The sequence below is a fragment of the Streptococcus vicugnae genome (assembly GCF_016461705.1).
Lineage (GTDB): Bacteria > Bacillota > Bacilli > Lactobacillales > Streptococcaceae > Streptococcus > Streptococcus vicugnae.
Genome location: NZ_JAEMHW010000002.1, coordinates 39,301 through 59,298, shown reverse-complemented (window position 1 = coordinate 59,298; position 19,998 = coordinate 39,301). Strand labels below are relative to the sequence as shown.

Sequence of the window (19,998 nt, the reverse complement as noted above, 5' to 3'; positions counted from 1 at the left end):
TGTCCACTGGACAGTTTTTTTCTTGACTTTATTTTTTGATAATTATATAATCTAGTTATCAATACTAGATAAAGAGGTAGATATAACTTTATGAAACCAACTTATCCAAAATGGTCTGAATTACCAGAAATTGATTTGTACTTAGACCAAGTACTGCTTTACGTTAATCAAGTTGGACAAGCCAACCAGCAAGATGGCAAAGGCTTAACAGCTTCAATGATAAATAATTATGTCAAACATGGACATCTCGAAAAACCAATTAAAAAGAAATACAATCGCAAACAAGTTGCTCGATTGATTGTGATTACAAGTTTGAAAAATGTCTTTTCTATCCAAGAAATTAGTCAAACGTTAGCACTTTTGACAGCTGATGACCAGTCGCAAAAACGTTATGATGATTTTGTAGCTTGTATGAACGGTGAAAAAGTTGATGATTTACCACCTGTGGTTGTCTCTGCTTGTCAAACTTTGAAATTGTATTTTCAAACCCATGAATTGGTTCACGAATTAGAAGGAGAATCTCATGAAAGCTAGCATGACTCTTAAACTCAGTAAACGCCTTTCTTTTGGTGAAGAAGTCGCAAACAGCGTCACTCACGCAGTTGGTGCGGTAGCAATGCTTGTTCTTTTACCAATTACTGCTATTTACAGTTATCACCACTATGGCATGCAGGCTGCTGTTGGGATGTCAATTTTTGATATCAGCTTGTTCTTGATGTTTCTATCATCAACCATTTACCACTCAATGCAATATGATTCACCTCAAAAATTCATCTTACGTATCATTGATCACAGTATGATTTATATTGCTATTGCAGGTTCTTATACTCCTGTCGCTCTTTCACTTGTTGGTGGCTGGTTAGGTTACTTAATTATCATATTGCAATGGGGTGCTACAATTTTTGGTATTCTTTACAAAATTTTCGCCAAGAAAATCAATGAAAAATTCTCACTCTTTCTTTACTTGTTAATGGGATGGTTAGTCATCTTCATCATTCCAAGTATTATTAGCAAAACTGGAGTTGTCTTTTGGAGTTTAATGGTTGCAGGTGGTTTAGCTTATACAATTGGTGCTGTTTTCTATGCTAGAAAACGTCCATATGATCATATGATTTGGCACCTATTTATCTTGCTTGCTTCTGTACTTCAATACATCGCCATCGTTTACTTCATGCTATAATAAAAAAACGTTGATTCCCATGAATCAGCGTTTTTTTGTGGCTTCTTGCAATTTTCCATACAAAAGATAATCAACTTGTCTTAGGTCTTTAATTGTTTTACAGTTAAGAGCACACATGATTAGTCGCAAATCATCTTTCCAACTGTTAATGATATCAATGACTTTCTCAACTGGGTATTTTTCTACCAACTCTAAAACCGTACGTGATAGTCCAACGGCTTTAGCACCAAGTACTAAACATTTCACAATATCAAGCGGATGACGAACTCCACCAGATGCTAAAATCTCAGCTTTATCGACCATAGATTGAGCATTCAAGAGACTTTGAACAGTCGTTTGACCCCAATCATTAAGATAGGAGCGATTGTCCCCACGTTGATTTTCAATATAAGCAAAACTTGTTCCACCACGTCCTGAAATATCAAAAGTTTTAATCCCCAGCTCAAAAGCAGTTTCAATCGTTTTTAAATCCATACCAAAACCGACTTCTTTCAGGATAACTGGAACTGGCATTTTAGTTGCGTAATCAACTAGATTTTGCTTCCAAGAACGGAATTCACGCTCTCCTTCTGGCATCAAAAGCTCTTGCATTAGATTCACATGCACCTGCAAGAAAATTGGCTGCATTTCTTCAATAGTTTGTAATCCAAGCTCATAGGATTTATCAATCCCAATATTTGTCGCTAACAACAAATCTGGATAATCAGCCTTACTTGGATAAGAATCATCAGCAGGATTTTTCAAAGCAGCACTATATGAGCCCGTAACCATAACAAGACCTGTCGCTTGAGCAACTTGAGCTAATTTAAGATTAACAGCTTTTGCTTTTTCTGAACCGCCAGTCATAGCATTGATATAAAAGGGAAAATCAAAATCTCGTCCTGCAAAGTGCGTATGCAAATCAATCTCACTTAAATCATAATCTGGAAGGGAATGATGAATCAACTCCATATCGTCAAAAGAATTATAAGGAGATTGGTATTTAAGAGCGTACTTGATATGCTCATCTTTACGGTTCATCATGCTAATTCCTCCAAATCTAGTAGCTCAATACCAGCTTCTTGCCAACGTTTGATGAGTTCTTTACTATCATTAGGGCTAAATGATATTGCAATACCACAGTCGCCTCCACCTGAGCCTGATGATTTAGCAATCACGTCTAAACCTTTTTCAGCAGCTTTTAGAGCTTTTAATTTATCGTTATAAATAGCTGAGCTTAAGCCAAGCAGTAAATCACTAACTTTTTGAAGTGATGTTTTAACAGTTTCTTTGTCAGCACTTTCTAGAGCCTTTTGACAAATCAGTACTTGTTTTTGTGTCTCTGCTAAAAACTCAGGTGTGATGGCTGATTTCACCAGATTAATCATATCTTTTGAAATTGACGGTTGCTTAGTCCAACCGACCAAAAACTCACAAGGCAATGCTGGTTTAATTCTTTCGATCCGATAACCCCAATCATTATCAAGGACTTCTTGAATAGATTCTTCAGCAATCCACTTTGCGACTTTTGGGCGATCAAATGAGGTAAAAGCAACCAAATCATCATAAGCAATACAAGCAATATCACCCATTGACCCATTATCGCCCATTTTTAACAATGTGTAAGAAGCTAATTTAAATAACAAATCAGCTGACAGATTCAAATCATAAAAGGCAGACAAAGCTTTAAGAGTTAAGACAGTAACCGAACCACTTGATCCAATGCCATACTTCTTGCCATCACGCTCCATCTTTCCAGTAATGCTTAACTCAAAAGGTGGCATTGCTTCAGCTGACTTCCCTAGATAGTCAAAAAGTGTCACAATTGTTTGCTGAATAAGAGCATAATTGTTATCTTCCGTCATCCCAACAGCATAGTCAAACATATCAGAAAATAATTTAATCTCTGGACTTCCTTTGACTTCTGCTGTCATGTGAATGGGAATATTTTTTATGATAGCTGTTTGACCTGGTGTTAAGATGGCATACTCACCAGTAATGTAGAGCTTTCCGCCAGTTTGAACCTTAATCATTTTCATCTGGTAATTCCTTGGTTCGTGAAACAATGACACGATAGTTTTCCTCGAAGCGTTTTGTCAAACGTTCCAAATCTTCTTCAAGACAAAGAACTTTGACATTTGGACCAGCATCCATTGTGAAATAACATTTTTCACCTTCAGCACGCAGTTGTTTGACAAAATCCATTGCTTGATAGCTTTCATCTGTTAAATAGTTAAACGGAGGGTTAGCATGAGTGTTAGTATCATGCATAGCAAGGGCATTACGCTCAGTCAATTCTCCAACTTTTTCAAAATCATTAGCTTTCAAATAAGCAAGCATATCCTTATAATCTTTTTCAGATTGTTTCACCCAGTCCGTAAATGTTGTTGACGTTTCTACACAACGTTTCATACCTTCTCGGCTAGAAATTGGTTTCTTGCTGTCGCTTAAAACTAGCATAATCATTGCCAATTTAAGATCTGTTTGAACAGGATAAACGTCACCAGTATCCTTATCCCAAGCAGCAAGTGGTCCAAAGAAGGAACGTGAAGATGATCCTGAAGCAAATTTTGCTTTTTGGGCTAACTCGGCCTGGCTTAGACCAGTTTCAAAGAGTTCGTTACAAGCTTTAACAAGAGCTGAAAGCCCACTAGAACTTGATGAAAGTCCAGCAGCAGTCGGCATATTATTGCTTGTTTCAACTTTAACATATTCAGAACGCTGCCCACGGTACTGGTCAATAATGGCAGAAATTTTAGCGTGTTCTTTTTCATCTTGTAAAACACCATTGATGTAAAATTCATCATGCGTCGCTGAGTCTGGTAAAAAGGAAACACTTGTTGTGGTAAACATATTTTCCAGTGTCAATGAAATACTGCTGGTTGCTGGAATCATCTTGACCGCATCAGCTTTCCCCCAGTATTTGATAATAGCGATATTGGCATATGATTTTACCGTTACAATTTTTCGATCCACGTTTGAACCGCTCCTCCTTCTGTTAATGCTTTACTAATTTTTTCTGCGGCAGCTTTTGTTTCTGCAAGGGCAATGATACAGCCCCCTAGTCCGCCACCACTCATTTTGGCACCAAGGGCACCGTTTTCTAAAGAGATCTCAACTAATTTATCGGTTTTATCGATACTAACTCCGATAGCTTGAAGTTCTGTGTGAGCTTTCGTCATTAGTGGTCCGATTTTTTGAATATTTTTTTCTTTGATAGCCTTTTGGACCAACTCTGTCAAATCACCTAAGGCAGCCAAATGTGGTAAATTAGCTTCTTCTGCTTGGGCAACTTTCTCAACAGCTTCTCGGGTATTGCCATAAATCCCTGTGTCAGCAATGACCAGATAAGCCTCTAAATCCAAATCCAGCGTATTAAAGCCAATATTACGAATAAAGGTAATAGCTTTGTCACTCAAACAAGTCTTAGCATCCAGTCCGCTTGGATTTGAATGTGCAATAATTTCTGCTTTATTGACCAAAATTTCAAGCGTATCCATGTCAATACTTTGCTCAAAGTAATCAAACACGGCACGAATAGCAGCAATTGAAACGGCTGCAGATGATCCCATACCACGTTTTTGCGGAATTTCCGAACGAATAGCATAAGTGATGGAAACATCTGTGTGATTCAAATACTCTAGCGCTGCGTAAACAGCCGTTGATAATGTGTCATAATAATCGAAGTGAATCTTTTCATCAGCTGGATAGATACGGCATTCAACCTCAATTCCTTGAAGTGGAATAGCAATGGCAGGATAACCGTAAACAACTGAATGTTCACCCATCCAAATAATCTTACTATGCGCCTTTCCGACGCCAATTTTCTTAGTCATTTTCTTCTCTTATATTTTTTTAGTCTACACTCCATTTTATCATTGTTCCACAAAAAAAGCGACTTTTACTAAAAAATGTTGGGGATTAAAATTTAAAGGCATAGTAAAAAGTCCGAGATGTCAGGCTCTCAGACTTTATCAATTTCACAATGTTATCTCAAAAGATTTATTTGTCAACTTTTCCACCTTCAACAACTAAATCATCTGCTTTAGCAGCATCGCCGTAAACTGGGGCAAGGGTTTTGTCATAATCTTTGTGGAAGAAGTCTTCTTTTCCTAAAGTTTTAATCTCATCATTAATCCAATCAAGAAGTTCAGTGTTTCCTTTTTGGACTGCTGGTGCAATAGTGTCGGTATCTCCCAAACTTGTAATACCTACTTGGTATCCTTTGTTTTCTAAAGCCCAAGCTAGTACTTCAGTATTATCTGTAGAAAGTGCATCGCCACGACCATCTAACAGAGCTTGGTAAGCTTCACTATATTGATCATATTTTTGCAAATTGACTTTTGGATAATTCTTTTCAAAGTAAGTTTCAGCTGTTGTTCCTTTACCTACAATAAGTGTTTTACCTTCTAAATCATCAACAGATGAAATCAAATGATCGCTCGGAGAAACGACACCAAGTGCTACTTTCATGTATGGCAAAGCAAAGTCAACTTGTTTAGCACGTTCATCAGTCACAGTAAAGTTTGCAAGAATAATATCTACTTTTGCTGATGTCAAATATTCAACACGACTGGCGGGATCAACTGATACATATTTGACCTTCACACCTAGATCTTTTGCCAAACGGTTAGCAAAGTAAACATCATATCCCTGATATTTCCCTTTATCGTCTACGTAGCCAAATGGCTTTTTATCAGAGAAAACACCAATTTTGATAGTACCACTTTTCTTAATTGCATCAAGAGAACGAGCTTTAGCTGTATTTGCAGATGATGATGACGAACTTGATGCCGTTGATGATTTCGATGCTGAACATCCTACCAACAAAACAAGGAATAATAGACTAGCAAGTGCCAAAAAACGTTTTACAATTTTCATATATATATCTCCTTTATAAAAATAATCACACATATTAACCAACCGTTGAAAAATCAAAGACATTTAAGAAATCTCGAGCACGTTGGGTTTTCGGTTGAGAAAAAAATGTTTCAGCATCACTTTCTTCAACGATATGACCTTTCTCAAGAAATATCACACGGTCCGCGATTGCTTTAGCAAATTGTAATTCATGGGTCACAATAATCATTGTCCGACCTTCGTTTGCTAATTCACCAATCAACTCTAAAACTTCTCTCACCATTTCTGGGTCAAGCGAAGCTGTCACTTCATCGAATAATAAAACCTCTGGATGTAAGAGCAAACTTCTTATAATAGCAACACGCTGCTGTTGTCCACCAGATAATTCATGCGGATAGCTATTTTCTTTTCCAGATAGCCCAACACGTTCTAGCAGCTGCAAAGCTTCTTTCCTTACTTCATTTGCTGAGCGCTTTTGAGCTCTAATCGGTGCTAGCAATAGATTTTTTAAAACAGTCAAATGAGGAAAAAGGTCATAAGACTGAAAAACCATGCCTATTTTTTGACGAATCTGTGGTAAATTTTTAGGGGTTGTTAAAATATTTTCACCCTCTAGACGAACTTCCCCAGATTGGATTGGCTCTAAACCATTAATACAGCGAAGTAAAGTTGATTTTCCACATCCAGAAGGACCTAGAATGACTAAAACTTCACCCTCGTCAACTGAAAAAGACACATTGTCCAAAACAACTTGACTATCATAAGATTTCTTTATTTTCTTGAGTTCTAAAACTTTTGTCAATTCTGTTACTCCTTCCATACAGTTTCTAGGTACATTGACAATCGCGAGATTGGAAAACAGATGGCAAAATACAAGATGAAAATAAAGCCATAAATCCAAATTGCTGTACTTGGAACTGTTAATCGATTAGCTTCAATAATCTCTTGCCCAACTTTGACCACTTCAACAACTCCAATCAAGACAACCAATGAAGTCGTTTTAATCATTCTTGTCATCAAATTTACAGCTTGGGGTAATAAGCGACGTAAAATTTGTGGAATAATCACATAGATAAACAATTGCCGTTTAGTTAACCCCAAAGCTAGACCACTTTCGAATTGATGCTTAGGTAAAGAGGTTAGTGCCCCGCGGACAAGATCTCCCATCTCAGCTGTCCCCCACATTGAAAAAACAATGACTGCTGCAAGTTCTCCAGATAGGTTTAGATTAAAACTCCTAGCAAGTCCAAAATAAACCAAAAACAAAAGAACCAACTGTGGCATAATCCTAATAAATTCTAAATAGAGCTGTGAAAGTATCCGAATAATGCGAAAGTGCGATATCATCACAAATCCAAAAGCAAACCCTAAAATCAATGAAATCACAATTGACAGTAACGAGATATCAATGGTTACAAGTAACCCCTTAAACAAGCGAAGAAGATTATTCCCCTGAAAAATCACTTGAAGGCCTGAATCCTGCATGACGTAACCTCCCTTCTACTAGTCTTGCTAGCAATGAAATTGGTAGCAGGACTATCAGATAAGCGAGCACTAGCATCAAAAGAGCTTCATCTGTTTCATAATAAAGTCCAATCAAATCTTTAGCTACATACATCAAGTCTGCTAAAGCAACAATTGAAAAAACAGAAGTTTCCTTAATTAAAAAAATGACATTAGCAGCTAAAGATGGTAGAGCCACAGCAAGTGCTTGAGGAAATATCACATAAAAGACATTTTGAACTGGCGTCAAGCCTAGACTTAACCCTACTTCGTACTGCCTTTTTGAAACAGCCTCAAAGCCTGAACGAAATGATTCAGCCATATAAGATCCCCCTAAAAAAGTTAGCCCTACAACCGCACAAAGCTCTGATGATAAGACCAAACCAATCTTTGGTAAACCAAAGTAAAGAAAATAGAGTTGTATCAAAAGAGGTGTATTTCGTGACAGTTCTATGTAAATTTGACAAAGCTGACTCAGAATTGGAATCCGATAGAATTTAATCAGACTAATCAAAAAGCCTAGAACAAACGCTCCTAAAATACCAAAACAAGCCAGCCTAACCGTTAATCGCAAAGCTTGTTGGTACAAAGGAATATTCGCATAAATAAACTCCCAATCTAACATGATATCCCTCCAAACGTTATAAAGGTATTATAGGAAAATATCCCAAACTCGTGTACTCTAAATTATTTATGCTTCGCCATAAAAAATATTTATAATCTAACTAAAAAAACATCGGCACAAAAGCATGCCGACATTTTTCAAATCACTGGGTCTATATTAAGTTCTGGAATAATTCGTGTCAAGAATTGTTTGGTACGTTCTTCTTTTGGTCGTGTGAAGAATTCTTTCGGGTCACCTTCTTCTATGATATGTCCACCCTCCATGAAGATAATGTGTGTTGCCACATCACGCGCGAAGCTCATTTCGTGGGTCACAACAACCATTGTCACGCCTTCTTCGGCCAATTCCTTCATCACGTCAAGAACATCACCAATCAATTCTGGGTCAAGCGCTGACGTTGGTTCGTCAAAAAGGATTACTTCTGGTTTAACAGCGATGGCACGCGCAATTCCAATCCGTTGTTGCTGGCCACCTGATAATTGGCTCGGATAAAAATCTCTTTTCTCTAAAAGCCCAACTTTTTTAAGAGCATTTTCAGCAATCGGAATAGCTTTTTCTTTGGGCACTTTCCTAGCAATCACTAAGCCTTCTAAGATATTTTCAAGTGCTGTTTTATTGGCAAATAAATTATAATTTTGGAAAACAAAAGCTGTTTTCTTTCGAATTTCAAGGACATCTTTACGGCTGATTTTTGCTAAATCATAAGATTTTCCGTCTAATTCTAATTCTCCCGCATCCGCATGTTCAAGGTAATTTAAAGACCTAAGAAAAGTTGTTTTCCCTGACCCTGATGGTCCCAAAATCACCACAACATCTCCTTGATTAACTGTCAAACTAATGCCATCTAAAACTTTCTTATCTCCAAATGATTTTTCGATATTTTTCACTGTTAACATAACAAACTCCTCACTTTAGATCAACCAATTTGTGCCCGTTTTTCCAAGATTTTAAATCCATATTGAATAAGCCCGCAAATCACAATGTAAATAATAAAAATAACAAAATAGGATTCAAAATAATGGTAGCCATAAGCAGCTTCAATTTTCGCAATCGCTGTAATATCTTTTACTGTCATTACAAAAACAAGAGAGGTACCTTTGACAAGATTAATCACTAAATTACAGAGATTTGGCAAAGCCTGACGAATTGCTTGAGGAAAGACAATCCTGAGATAAGCTTGTTTTTTTGACAAACCAATAGCAAGAGCTGCCTCTAACTGCCCCTTATCAACCGTCAAAATTGCCGAGCGAATAATTTCAGAAAGACTTCCAGTCGTCATTAGACCGAAGATAACAAATGCATAATAAATGGGATTAATGTCAAAAACGTTAAAACCTGATGCTTTCAATAATTGATTAATCAAACTTGGAAAAAGGCTGTAGAAAAATAAAATCAATAAAATAGCCGGTGTTGATCGTATAAAAGCAAGGTAAATCACTGAAAATGTTGTCACCCCTTTGACCCTGTAAATACGCCCCAAGGCCAAGAAAAGTGCTGGAAAAAAACTCAAAAGAATCGAAACCACCATAATTCCTAACGTCACCGGAATACCAGCGAGAGTCTTCACAAATGTTTCCAAAATATAAGAAAAATCCATAATCTCCTCCTTAACCCTCTCTAGTATCCAAATCATTTTCAATCACATGAGTAACAACAGACAAAATCAGTGCTAAACTCCAGTAAATAATGGCAACTGCGGTATAAGTTTCCAAAGAATAATTGCCCATGTTGCGCGAAATGATAAGATTGCCTTCACCCATCAAATCCACTAATCCAATGGTGTAAGCTAGAGCAATATCCTTTAATAAATTAATCACGGCACTTGTAATGTTAGGAAGGGCAATTCTAAAAGCTTGAGGCAAAAGAATACGCACAAAAGTCTGAGAATCTGTTAAACCAATACTAAGACCAGCTTCTAGTTGTCCTTTTGGCAAGGCTAAATACGAAGATTTAAAGACTTCTGAAATACTTGCCGCAAAGAGCAAAGTCATTGCTAAAATCACAAATATCGAACGAGACCAGCCATTTACATCAATCCCTAACCACCATTCTAAAAAACGAGGTAAACCATAAAAAACAAGGAAGATAAGAACAATTGGTGGTGTACATCTTAGTATAAAGACATAGCCTCTAGCTAAAATGGAAAAGCCATGTTCGTCTGATAGTTGTGCATAAGCTAACAAGAAACCTAATAAACTTCCTAACAAAACAGTTAATGCCAAGACCCATAAAGTAAGAGGTAGAGCTGTTAAAATATCTGGAATTACTCTTATTACACGAGACGGTTCATAAGAAACCATAGCTACCTCCTAATCTGTTACATAACTAAAGACATCTTCTCCAAAGTATTTTTGTGAAAGTTTAGCAATTGTACCATCTTTTTGCAATTCCTTGATGGCTTTATCGTATTCTTTTGCAAATGCTTTATTAGTATCATTTTTATGAATCAATGGGTATGTTTCAATACCTTTATATGGGAACCATGTCAATTGGTCTGCATACTGATGGTAAGCCCCATCTTCTTTTTTGACAGCTTCTTCAAATGACAATTTAATTGAGAAATAAGCGTCATAACGACCTTCAAGCACCCAAGCATAGGCATCCGCAACTGAGAAGCTTTCAGATTCTTTGAGTTCAATTGGGTGTTTAGCTTTTTTGTTGTACTCTTGAATGACATTATATTGAGCATTTTGTGGCGAAATTGGAACCAACTTACCACCATCTTTGGCAAATGAATCAATGTCTTTGTATTTTCCTTCATCAGCTTTTCGAATGGCAAATCCAATTACACTAGCACCAATGGCTTCATCAGGAATAATGAATTTTTGCGCGCGTTCTTCGGTGTACCAAGCCCCTTTGACACCAATATCATACTTGCCTGATTCAAGACCAATCAATAAATCTTCATCGCTTGTTCCCGTATAATCAAACTTATAATTTTTTAGCTTGTCATCAACAGCTTTTAACACTGCAACTTCAAATCCATCACTTTCACCTTTGTCATTGACAAAATCATATGGAACATAATTTTGTGTGTGAGCGACTTGCAAAGTTGTTACTTTGTCAGATTTATTCGATGAACTGTCTGCACTTGCTGATGTCTTACCTGTTAATTGACGTCCGACAACTGTCGCTGCAACAAGTGCTACAATAACACCACCAGAAATAATCCATTTTTTCTTACTCATATAACCCACTCCTTTTCTTTTTACCTAAAACTTTTCTTTCATTCCTAAAAACTCATAAAATCAAACGGCTGCTTTGACAAGAACCTCATCAAGAACAGCTTCTTTCACCCAAGCAATACGTTCTGAGGCAATATCACTTGGCACCGTGCAATCAGCACCGATAACAACGCCTTGACGTCCCGCTTCTTCAAGCAACTGTTTAACTTTGTCTTGAATAGCTTCCTTACTTCCTCGATAAAGCAAATCATTTTCAGTATTTCTAAAGCCACCGAGAACCGTTTTTCCACCAAATAACTGACGTCCTTCTGATAGGCTAACACCTTCCAATTCAACAGCCCAATTAATGACATCAGCTGGATAATCAGTGTAGTACGAAATATCATTTGTAGCACCTTCATAACCGCAGATATGAAGAATATTTGTTCCACCGGCTGAAATAGCTCGGTTTAAAACATGTAATTCGCCCGGTCTGATAACATGGTCATATTCAATGCGACTCAATCGTGAATCCTGCAAATTCTGAACACTGAGGTAAATCCCATCAACGCCAGCTTCTTCAATCAAACGTTTTGTTAGAAGTGCAATATCAAAGGCAATCACATCGAGAACTTTCTTCGTTAATTCTGGATCTTCTTTGATAAAATCTTCAATAATTTTATCCCCATTGCCACCTTTTCCATCAAGATGCCATTTGAGATAAGTTGCTGGAGCAAAGATATTATAGAAAGATGCAATATCTTCATGGAAATCTTCACGAATTTTTTTAGCAAGTTCAACTTGCTTTGTAATCCATGGATGATTTTCTCCAATAGAGGTAATCCCTTCAAGTTCATGAATCGATTTAATACTTTCATGAATAGCATCATTTGGATAAGTAAAGAAACCATCACTCATGATTTTTACAAAATCTGGATCGACATCTGAGATAAATCGTTTGTGCCCAGCGATATTTTTATTAAAAATAACAGGATTGAAACCATCGCTCCGTTCATCATCTGTTGTAAAATGATACCAAAATCCGACTGGAACTCTATCAACTTTTTCATTTTTAAAGGCTTTTAAAACCCACTCTCTTTTTGTTGTCATTAGCGTAATCTCCTTTGTATTTGGTATGGCAATTATACTATCACGCTTTATCGGACTTGAAAAATCTATTTTATTTATGCTCAGCCATAAAAATGAGTTATGGTATAAAAAAGAAAAAAAGTTGGAGACATTTTATCTCCAACTTTTTACTCGTAAGGTAAATGTGTCAAACTCTTAAGACTTTGAATTCGAACAATATCTTCCTTTCGAATATGAGATAATCGTTTACTAGTTTGATAGACTTTGAAGGAAGCACAATTTTAAAAAAAAAGAAGAGATATGACAAGAATAATTGTAACAGCAATTGAGCTATTTCTTAAGTGTTTTTCTGTTAAGAGCATTGACACATCACCTCCGAGTAGCTTTCTAAGCTTATTGTATCAGCTTTAAGCTCTTTAGAAAAATCTATTCTTTTTATTGCCAGCCATAAAATCGGCTAATAATTAAGCATATTTATCGCAGGTTATAGGATTTTTTTATCAGTACTTAAGATATTCTTATCAGAATTTTGCTGATTTTTTAATGTATTTTCACTATAATATTAACAATTATTACAAGAAGGGATGATGTTTTATGAATTTCCAACAATGTCGTTATGTCGAAGTCGTCGCTCGCGTAGGGTCTTTTAGCCAGGCCGCTAAGGAATTATACATGACTCAGCCCAACTTGTCTTGCTCTATTAAAGATTTAGAAACTGAATTAGGAGTCCAGCTTTTCACGCGCTCTAATACAGGTACGCGTTTAACTGAGGATGGTCATGATTTTTTAAAGTATGCTAAACGCATCATTGGAGAATTAGATTTATTACAACAACGCTACCATGATCAATTTAAGAAAAGTTTTACGGTTGCTTCTCATCACTACGACTTTTTATCTATTCCACTTGCTAAAGTCGCCCAAGAATTTAAACAAGATTATCAAGAATTTCAAACCATTGAAACGACCACTAAAAAAATCTTAGACAGCGTCGCTTCTTTTGAAGCTGACCTTGGGATTATTTACCTAGATGATGAGAATGAACATATTTTATCATCAGCTTTGCAATATCATGATTTGGAATTTACCTCGCTGGGAGAATTTCCAACGCGTGTCTTTTTACGTCGTGACCATCCTTTGGCTCACAAATCTGTCATTTCAGAAACAGACTTAAAAGGATATAATCAAATTCGCTTTCGTCAAGAACAGTCTGGACTGAACTTTGATGAAGATGCTCTTGATATTCATGACCAACAACGCATTCTCTACAGCAATGACCGTGGAACTGTCATGAATTTACTTTGCGCAACAGACGCTTACGCTTCAGGTCTTGGCATCGTCAATAGTTTTGTTAAAAACCAGATTGTTCTCATTCCTTTGCAAAATAGCCCTAAACACACACTAGGTTATGTGACCAATCGCAAGAAAAAACTCTCTGACATCGGAGCAAGTTTCATCAATGAAATCAAACTCAGCTTAGAAGAATTCTCAGACAAGAGTCAACTTTTCTAGTTCAAGTCATATCTTTTAAGCTTGTAAGTCTTTTATGCTAGAATAAAGGAAAAAAGGAGGACGCTTATGGAATTTAAAACCTTAAACAACGGTGTTCAAATCCCCAAACTCGGCTTTGGTGTTTGGCAAATGTTTGACCAAGATGAATGCCAAAAAGCCGTGGAAAACGCTATCGAAGTAGGCTATCGCCTGATTGACACAGCTGCGCTCTATCGTAATGAAGAGGCTGTCGGCAGTGCCATTAAAGCTTCAGGTATCAAACGAGAAGAGATTTTCATCACTACAAAAACTTGGATAAACCAACTTGGCTATGACGAAACCAAAAAAGCTTTTGAAGAAAGTCTAAAAAAACTCGGTACTGATTACCTTGACCTCTATCTCATTCACCAACCATATGGGGATACACACGGTGCCTGGCGTGCCATGGCTGACCTTTATAAAGAAGGTCGCATTCGAGCAATTGGTGTTTCCAATTTCTCAACTGGACGCATCGCGGATTTTGCCTTAAATACTGAAATTGTTCCAGCCCTCAACCAGATTGAGCTTCATCCTTACAAACAACAAAACTTACTTCGCAAGGCTAATGCAGAATTTGGTATAGCAACACAAGCTTGGAGTCCATTTAACCAAGGAAAGGATGATATCTTCAACGACGTTACCCTAAACAGCATTGCTGAAAAACACGGAAAAACCGTTGCTCAAGTCATTCTTCGTTGGCAACTTCAAAATGATATTTTGACCATTCCAAAATCTGTTCACCTAGATCGTATCAGACAAAACTTTAACGTTTTTGATTTTGAACTCAGCCAAAATGACCTTGATACCATCGCAAAACTCGACCGTTTTCCAAACAACTATGGACCAAATGAAAGCATCGAACAAGTCAAACGCCTATCAGGTTATAAAGCATAAAAAATTAAGGCAGCAAGATTGCTGCCTTTTTGTTTATCATTATTTACAAACTCACCACAAATGTGATGGTATCGTCTTTATATGTCACAGAGATATTGCCCTTGAAAAGTTTGACCATGGTTTGTGCCATTGATAAACCAATGCCATAACCCGAAGTCTTGTTGTTATGCGATTCATCTTCTCGGTAAAAACGCTCAAAGAATTTCGTATAATCAACGTCTTTTCCTTTGGTGTAGGTATTAGAAATTTCAAGTTTAGCTTTTGACAATCTGTTCTTGCTTAGGGTCACCGAAACCTTGCCAGCTGGGTCACAATATTTATTGGCATTATCAACCAAAAGCGTAACAAGTTCAAACAACGATTTTTCTTCAGCCTTAACATGAATATTTGGCTGAATGTCCATGACGAATTCCTTGCCATCCTTGATAACTGGTCCTTTAAAGTCTTCAGCAGCATCTCTAGCAATGTCTGAAAAATTCACATTGGTAAGAACTAACTCAGGTTGTTCTTCCAAGCGTGCCATGGCAACTAAGCTATTAATCAAACCAGTCATTCGTTCCACTTGATCATTAGTGCTTTTAGTCCACTCTGACTCACCATTCATCAACTCAACCAGTTCATTGTTAGCTGAAATGATAGCAAGAGGCGTTTTCAACTCATGCCCTGCATTGGTGATAAAACGACGTTGCCGCTCATAATTGCGAATAAATGGCTTAATCACCTTGCCAGACACAATCGAAATCACCAAGACAAAGAAAATAAAACTAATTCCTGACATCCAAATCGACAAATGCACCAGAGTCATATTATCTCTAAATTGATTAGTCGAATCTAGTACCACGATTAAATCGCTACGACGACTAGTCTCAGACACCATGTAAGAATAAGTGTGGTGGTGATAAGAAAAATCCCCTCTCGTATCCTTAGAATGACTGATTCTTTCCAAAAATTCTTTGACTTCTTGGTCCGTCAAATCAGAAATATTACTAGAATTTAAGGAGATGATATTGCCGTCATGGTCCATTTTGGCACTAAAATAACGGTATTGAAAAAGAGTGTCTACTGATACAGTGTTTCCTAGCTCACTTGTGGTCTTTGAAATGCTAGGGAAGCTTCCGCCATTATCAGAAAGCAGAGTCAAAATTTTATTAATCTCATCGACAGTCTGAACATGGCGAGCCGAATTCAAAACACCAACAACCGAAAACAGCACAATTAGAATCGCTAATGAGGCAATGGCAATAAAACGTAGACGAAGTTTACGAAACATAGCGTCACCTACAATTCTTTCAATTCATAATCACTCATGTCTTCTCCTTCAATCACAAGATTTGCTCCCACAGATTGGAGTTTTTGACGGAGATAAGAGACATAGATAAAGACATACCCCTCATCAATCTCTGGGTCATCCTTATCACTTGCCCAGACATGATTGAAAAGCTGCTCTGTTGAGAGTTTCTTGCCAGGGTTTAACATGAAAAACTCAAGCATCTTAGCTTCTTTCCCTGCTAGGCGGATGGTATTTTGACTAGCCAATTCCTGCTCACCAACATTTAGAGTAACGCTACCTAGTTTTAAAATATTTGACGTAAAGTTGGTATCCACTCGGCGTGACATCGAGCGTAGGCGGGCTAACAACTCCTTAAGAGAAAATGGCTTGGTAAGGTAATCATCCGCTCCAGCATCAAGCCCTGTAACACGGTCATCAATTTCAGCCATAGCTGTTAGCATGATGATGTGAGCTTGGTTACCAGTTTGACGGATTTCTTGTACAGCTTGAATCCCTGTTTTTCTTGGCATCATAATGTCCATGACCATGACATCATAGGCATTTTCTTTAGCTTTATCAACCGCTGCTTGCCCATCAAAAACCGAGTCAACCTCATAACCTTCATGCGTAAGGGCAGTTGTCAACACGCGGTTCATCTGAACTTCGTCTTCTGCTATAAGTACTTTCATAATTAGTCGTCTCCTTCAAGTCGAGAGCTTTCTTGAATCAAGTTGCGAATAGTTTGCATAGTCAAATCGCAGGAAGCCAATTCATCAGCACAGCGTTTTAACTCACGCACAATACGTTTTGGGTCTTTGATGTCATGCTTGTATTTCATCTGATGTTCCAAACTCGCCCAAGAATCCATGGCAATGGTGCGAAGCTGAATTTCGATAAAGTATGAGCCCTGCTCATTTCCAAGACAATCAGGATAAGGTGTCTCAACCTCTACAATCATGTGATAAGAACGGTAACCATTTGGTTTGGCATTTTTGATGTAGTCTTTTTCACCGACAATCCTGCAATCTTCAAAAGAATGAATCACATCAACCAAGCGATAAATGTCATCGACAAAACCACAAACAATACGTAAACCGATACTGTCACGAATTTGTCTTAGTGCTGACTCCGTTGAGATTTCAAAACCCTTTCGTTGGCACTTTTCGACCATACTTTCAGGTGTTTTAACACGTGAAATCAAATGCTCAAATAACTTATAACCTGTCTCTTTCTTGGTCAGGTCATTTTTTTCTTGAATACGCTGGCTAAAGTCTTCTAAAATCAAAGGAAGATACTCAGCATATTCTCCATAAATTGTATCTGTCATATTATTTCCTAACTAAGTGATATCTCAATTATAGCAAAATTCCTTAAAATAAAGATAAATCAAGCTATCGAGACAAATAAAAAGCCGGTCTAGCCAGCTTTTTCATTTTTAAATAATTCTTCAATTAAGTAGAAAAGTAAGTTAGCAAGTAAACTCAAACCAACTGCCAAAATAATACCCCAGAGGAGCTTAACTAGACTCATCGTTCGAAGTCCATCAAACAAAATAGTCCCAATTCCACCCGCATTAATTGTTGCACCAATAGTTGCTATAGCAATAATTGAATTAGTAGCCAAACGAAGTCCTGCAAAAATTGACGACTGCGCCAAAGGAAGCTGAATTATCATCAAAACTTGCCATTTTGTCATGCCCATACCTGTCGCAGCCTCAAGAATACTTGAATCAACATTTGTTAGTCCCGAAAGAAAATTTCGAACTAGTGTGTATTGTGCATATATCACAAGTGCTACAATCGCTGTTCTTTGTCCGAGCCCTGTCAAAGGAATCAACAAGGTGAATAAAGCAAAACTTGGGATAGCGTACAAAAGTGACAAGATGTAAACAGAAGCTTGTCGAATTTTGGGATAAAAAAGCAAAAGCACTGTCACAAGTCCTGCAAATATTAAAGCAAAAACCAAAGATATAGATGTTAATTCAATGTGTTCAATCAAGGCTGTGATTAACTTATCGGACGCCCCCTTAAAGTAATCAATCATAGCTTGCCTCCCACAATTGTTCTTGCTGCTTTGCCGTTTCAATTAATTTTCGAACAAAATCATTGCCTGGATTTTTGATAATATTTTCAGGAGTATCAAATTGACAAATTTTACCATTATCCATAATGATGACGCGAGTTCCCAATTTAAAAGCTTCGTAAATATCGTGAGTGATAAAAACAAAGGTCTTTTGATTAAGTTTTTGATGAATAGCTTGCAATTCTCCTTGCAAATCATTTCGCGTAATCGCATCAATGGCACCAAACGGTTCATCAAATAACATAACATCGGGGTCAGCTGCTAAAGCACGCGCTACTCCGATTCGCTGTTGCTGTCCACCAGACAATTCACTTGGGTAACGATTACCGTAATCAGCCATCGGCAATTGCACCAAATCCAAAAGTTCTTTCACGCGATTTTCAATCCGAGCCTTGTCCCAACCTAATAGCTTTGGAACAGTTGCAATATTTTCAGCAACTGTCATGTGTGGAAATAAACCAATTTGTTGGACAACATAGCCAATCTGGCGACGAAGACTAACAGAATCCATCTGCTCAATATCTTCCCCAGCAAAGAAAATCTTACCTGATGTTGGTTCAATCAGTTTGTTAATCATTTTTAACAAGGTTGTCTTACCAGAACCTGAAGTCCCTAAAATGGTGATAAACTCACCACTTTTGATTTCCAAATTGATATCATCTACAACAGTCTTCTCACCATATGCTTTGCTCACCTGTTCAAATTGAATAATTGTTTTTTCTGACATATCTTCTTTTCTATTCTTCATTGCTAATGCTCTAAACCTTTAATACTTAAATCAAAAATCACCATACTAAGAAATGAAAGCAGAGCGACAGATCCGCCACCTATCACCAAAAGGTCGTATCGGTAAAGCCCTAACCCTGTAAAAATTAAAGTCCCAAGACCACCTGCTCCAATGTATGTCGCTAAAGTAGCGCTAGCAATTATTTCTACTAAAGCTAGTTTTATCCCATTTAAAAAATGCGGAAGGGCAAGTGGAAATAGAACTTTTCTTACCAGCTGAAATTTCGTCATGCCAAGCCCCAAAGCTGTTTCTAATAAATCTTTCGAAACTGAGGACAACCCAACAATAGCATTTAGCAAAATCGGCGGTATCCCTAAAATCACTAAAGCAATCAAGGCTGGCAAACGTCCGACCCCAATAAAAGGAATCAAAATAAACAAAATCCCCAAACTTGGAATAACACGTAAGCCTTGCGTCAAAAGCGTTGCGAATTGTTTTACCGAAGCATTCTCATACGAAAGATAAGCAAGTGGCAAAGCAATTACAACTCCAATCAGCAAGGCTTCAATACTGAGGCTCACATGCTGCCAAACATAACCTAAATAAGTTTCCCAATTTTTGGCGAAATAACTCGCTATATCATTAATCATCTTTTTCTACCTGATGGTTTTCTAAAAGCCCTCTTAAATTTTCTGTAAACATCGCGGTCGCTGACAATAAAACTTCTTGTTGTTCTTTGCTTAAAGCTGCCATTGCTTGCGCTTCAAAGTTCGATAAAGGTTCCAACAATTCTGCAGCAAATTTTTCACCTTTTTCAGTCAAACGAACAATTTTTTTGCGACCATCTTTTTTAGAAGGCTCTAAATATAGAATATCTTTTTTGATGTAAGTTTTTACAATCGCTTGAATAACTTGTTTTGTTGAAAATGTTCTTTTTGCGATACTTTCTTGAGTCATACCGTATGAATTGTGATAAATCCACATAAAAACTAATAATGACTTGCTGTTTAATCCATGTTTTTTAGCGTAATTTTCAAATAAAGCGTACTGTTCGTCACGTAAACGAGCGTATTTTTTTGCGTTACTAACCATATTTCC

The 19,998-nt window shown here is 37.2% G+C and carries 25 protein-coding genes; 5 read left to right on the top strand and 20 right to left on the bottom strand.

The window, feature by feature from the left end:
* Positions 1 to 90 precede the first annotated feature (90 nt).
* Both JG537_RS03785 and trhA read left to right on the top strand, forming a co-directional pair.
* Positions 91 to 534 (top strand): DUF1836 domain-containing protein, encoded by a 444-nt coding sequence (locus JG537_RS03785; protein ID WP_132869344.1) that lies wholly within the window; start codon positions 91 to 93, stop codon positions 532 to 534.
* On the top strand, positions 524 to 1,180 hold the full coding sequence (trhA, locus tag JG537_RS03780) for a PAQR family membrane homeostasis protein TrhA (RefSeq protein WP_074481671.1): 657 nt from the start codon (positions 524 to 526) through the stop codon (positions 1,178 to 1,180). Before JG537_RS03785 ends, trhA begins: the two co-directional genes overlap by 11 nt.
* A gap of 24 nt (positions 1,181 to 1,204) precedes the next feature.
* On the opposite strand, the gene fni is transcribed toward trhA, so the two are convergent.
* From fni to JG537_RS03715, 13 genes are all read right to left on the bottom strand, one after another.
* Positions 1,205 to 2,203 carry a type 2 isopentenyl-diphosphate Delta-isomerase gene (fni, locus tag JG537_RS03775; RefSeq protein ID WP_199543723.1) on the bottom strand — a complete coding sequence of 333 codons (999 nt, stop codon included), beginning with the start codon at positions 2,201 to 2,203 and terminating at the stop codon, positions 1,205 to 1,207.
* Complete coding sequence (locus JG537_RS03770) at positions 2,200 to 3,198, bottom strand: phosphomevalonate kinase (protein WP_199543721.1); 999 nt, start codon at positions 3,196 to 3,198, stop codon at positions 2,200 to 2,202. The genes fni and JG537_RS03770 overlap by 4 nt, the downstream gene beginning before the upstream one ends.
* Positions 3,185 to 4,135, bottom strand: a complete 951-nt coding sequence (gene mvaD, locus JG537_RS03765) for a diphosphomevalonate decarboxylase (protein ID WP_199543719.1) — start codon at positions 4,133 to 4,135, stop codon at positions 3,185 to 3,187. The genes JG537_RS03770 and mvaD overlap by 14 nt, the downstream gene beginning before the upstream one ends.
* On the bottom strand, positions 4,117 to 4,995 hold the full coding sequence (mvk, locus tag JG537_RS03760; protein WP_199543717.1) for a mevalonate kinase: 879 nt from the start codon (positions 4,993 to 4,995) through the stop codon (positions 4,117 to 4,119). Before mvk ends, mvaD begins: the two co-directional genes overlap by 19 nt.
* Positions 4,996 to 5,161: 166 nt before the next feature.
* A complete protein-coding gene (locus tag JG537_RS03755) occupies positions 5,162 to 6,040 on the bottom strand; it encodes a cysteine ABC transporter substrate-binding protein (protein WP_199543711.1) in 879 nt (292 codons plus the stop codon).
* Between the two features lie 34 nt (positions 6,041 to 6,074).
* Positions 6,075 to 6,839, bottom strand: a complete 765-nt coding sequence (locus JG537_RS03750; RefSeq protein WP_199543710.1) for an amino acid ABC transporter ATP-binding protein — start codon at positions 6,837 to 6,839, stop codon at positions 6,075 to 6,077.
* Positions 6,827 to 7,504, bottom strand: coding sequence for an amino acid ABC transporter permease (locus JG537_RS03745; RefSeq protein WP_199543709.1), 678 nt, complete (start codon positions 7,502 to 7,504; stop codon positions 6,827 to 6,829). The genes JG537_RS03750 and JG537_RS03745 overlap by 13 nt, the downstream gene beginning before the upstream one ends.
* Positions 7,464 to 8,147 (bottom strand): amino acid ABC transporter permease, encoded by a 684-nt coding sequence (locus tag JG537_RS03740; RefSeq protein ID WP_199543707.1) that lies wholly within the window; start codon positions 8,145 to 8,147, stop codon positions 7,464 to 7,466. Before JG537_RS03740 ends, JG537_RS03745 begins: the two co-directional genes overlap by 41 nt.
* Positions 8,148 to 8,284: 137 nt before the next feature.
* Positions 8,285 to 9,043, bottom strand: coding sequence for an amino acid ABC transporter ATP-binding protein (locus JG537_RS03735; RefSeq protein WP_199543705.1), 759 nt, complete (start codon positions 9,041 to 9,043; stop codon positions 8,285 to 8,287).
* A gap of 20 nt (positions 9,044 to 9,063) precedes the next feature.
* Positions 9,064 to 9,744: an amino acid ABC transporter permease gene (locus tag JG537_RS03730; protein WP_199543703.1), complete on the bottom strand. Its 681-nt coding sequence runs from the start codon at positions 9,742 to 9,744 to the stop codon at positions 9,064 to 9,066.
* A gap of 10 nt (positions 9,745 to 9,754) precedes the next feature.
* Positions 9,755 to 10,447, bottom strand: a complete 693-nt coding sequence (locus tag JG537_RS03725; RefSeq protein ID WP_199543701.1) for an amino acid ABC transporter permease — start codon at positions 10,445 to 10,447, stop codon at positions 9,755 to 9,757.
* 9 nt (positions 10,448 to 10,456) lie between these two features.
* Positions 10,457 to 11,335 carry a transporter substrate-binding domain-containing protein gene (locus tag JG537_RS03720; RefSeq protein WP_199543699.1) on the bottom strand — a complete coding sequence of 293 codons (879 nt, stop codon included), beginning with the start codon at positions 11,333 to 11,335 and terminating at the stop codon, positions 10,457 to 10,459.
* Between the two features lie 60 nt (positions 11,336 to 11,395).
* On the bottom strand, positions 11,396 to 12,421 hold the full coding sequence (locus JG537_RS03715; protein WP_199543697.1) for a uroporphyrinogen decarboxylase family protein: 1,026 nt from the start codon (positions 12,419 to 12,421) through the stop codon (positions 11,396 to 11,398).
* Between the two features lie 25 nt (positions 12,422 to 12,446).
* On the opposite strand from JG537_RS03715, the gene JG537_RS03710 reads away from it, so the two are divergent.
* The 3 genes from JG537_RS03710 (at position 12,447) to JG537_RS03700 (ending at position 14,821) form a co-directional block, all read left to right on the top strand.
* Positions 12,447 to 12,599 carry a hypothetical protein gene (locus JG537_RS03710; protein ID WP_199543695.1) on the top strand — a complete coding sequence of 51 codons (153 nt, stop codon included), beginning with the start codon at positions 12,447 to 12,449 and terminating at the stop codon, positions 12,597 to 12,599.
* 395 nt (positions 12,600 to 12,994) lie between these two features.
* Positions 12,995 to 13,909 (top strand): LysR family transcriptional regulator, encoded by a 915-nt coding sequence (locus JG537_RS03705; RefSeq protein ID WP_199543693.1) that lies wholly within the window; start codon positions 12,995 to 12,997, stop codon positions 13,907 to 13,909.
* 66 nt (positions 13,910 to 13,975) lie between these two features.
* Positions 13,976 to 14,821: an aldo/keto reductase gene (locus tag JG537_RS03700; RefSeq protein ID WP_199543691.1), complete on the top strand. Its 846-nt coding sequence runs from the start codon at positions 13,976 to 13,978 to the stop codon at positions 14,819 to 14,821.
* Positions 14,822 to 14,864: 43 nt separating this feature from the next.
* Here JG537_RS03700 and JG537_RS03695 read toward each other — a convergent pair whose 3' ends face one another.
* From JG537_RS03695 to JG537_RS03665, 7 genes are all read right to left on the bottom strand, one after another.
* Complete coding sequence (locus JG537_RS03695) at positions 14,865 to 16,091, bottom strand: sensor histidine kinase (protein WP_199543689.1); 1,227 nt, start codon at positions 16,089 to 16,091, stop codon at positions 14,865 to 14,867.
* An 8-nt stretch (positions 16,092 to 16,099) separates the two neighbouring features.
* Positions 16,100 to 16,780 carry a response regulator transcription factor gene (locus tag JG537_RS03690; protein WP_199543688.1) on the bottom strand — a complete coding sequence of 227 codons (681 nt, stop codon included), beginning with the start codon at positions 16,778 to 16,780 and terminating at the stop codon, positions 16,100 to 16,102.
* A 2-nt stretch (positions 16,781 to 16,782) separates the two neighbouring features.
* Positions 16,783 to 17,418 (bottom strand): GTP pyrophosphokinase, encoded by a 636-nt coding sequence (locus JG537_RS03685; protein WP_199543686.1) that lies wholly within the window; start codon positions 17,416 to 17,418, stop codon positions 16,783 to 16,785.
* A gap of 89 nt (positions 17,419 to 17,507) precedes the next feature.
* A complete protein-coding gene (locus tag JG537_RS03680) occupies positions 17,508 to 18,134 on the bottom strand; it encodes an ABC transporter permease (protein WP_199543684.1) in 627 nt (208 codons plus the stop codon).
* The gene (locus JG537_RS03675; RefSeq protein ID WP_199544525.1) at positions 18,127 to 18,900 is read right to left on the bottom strand and encodes an ABC transporter ATP-binding protein; all 774 of its coding nucleotides are present in this window, start codon (positions 18,898 to 18,900) and stop codon (positions 18,127 to 18,129) included. Before JG537_RS03675 ends, JG537_RS03680 begins: the two co-directional genes overlap by 8 nt.
* A 23-nt stretch (positions 18,901 to 18,923) precedes the next feature.
* Positions 18,924 to 19,550 carry an ABC transporter permease gene (locus JG537_RS03670; protein ID WP_157339483.1) on the bottom strand — a complete coding sequence of 209 codons (627 nt, stop codon included), beginning with the start codon at positions 19,548 to 19,550 and terminating at the stop codon, positions 18,924 to 18,926.
* The gene (locus JG537_RS03665) at positions 19,543 to 19,992 is read right to left on the bottom strand and encodes a MarR family winged helix-turn-helix transcriptional regulator (RefSeq protein WP_134775334.1); all 450 of its coding nucleotides are present in this window, start codon (positions 19,990 to 19,992) and stop codon (positions 19,543 to 19,545) included. The genes JG537_RS03670 and JG537_RS03665 overlap by 8 nt, the downstream gene beginning before the upstream one ends.
* Between the last annotated feature and the right edge of the window lie 6 nt (positions 19,993 to 19,998).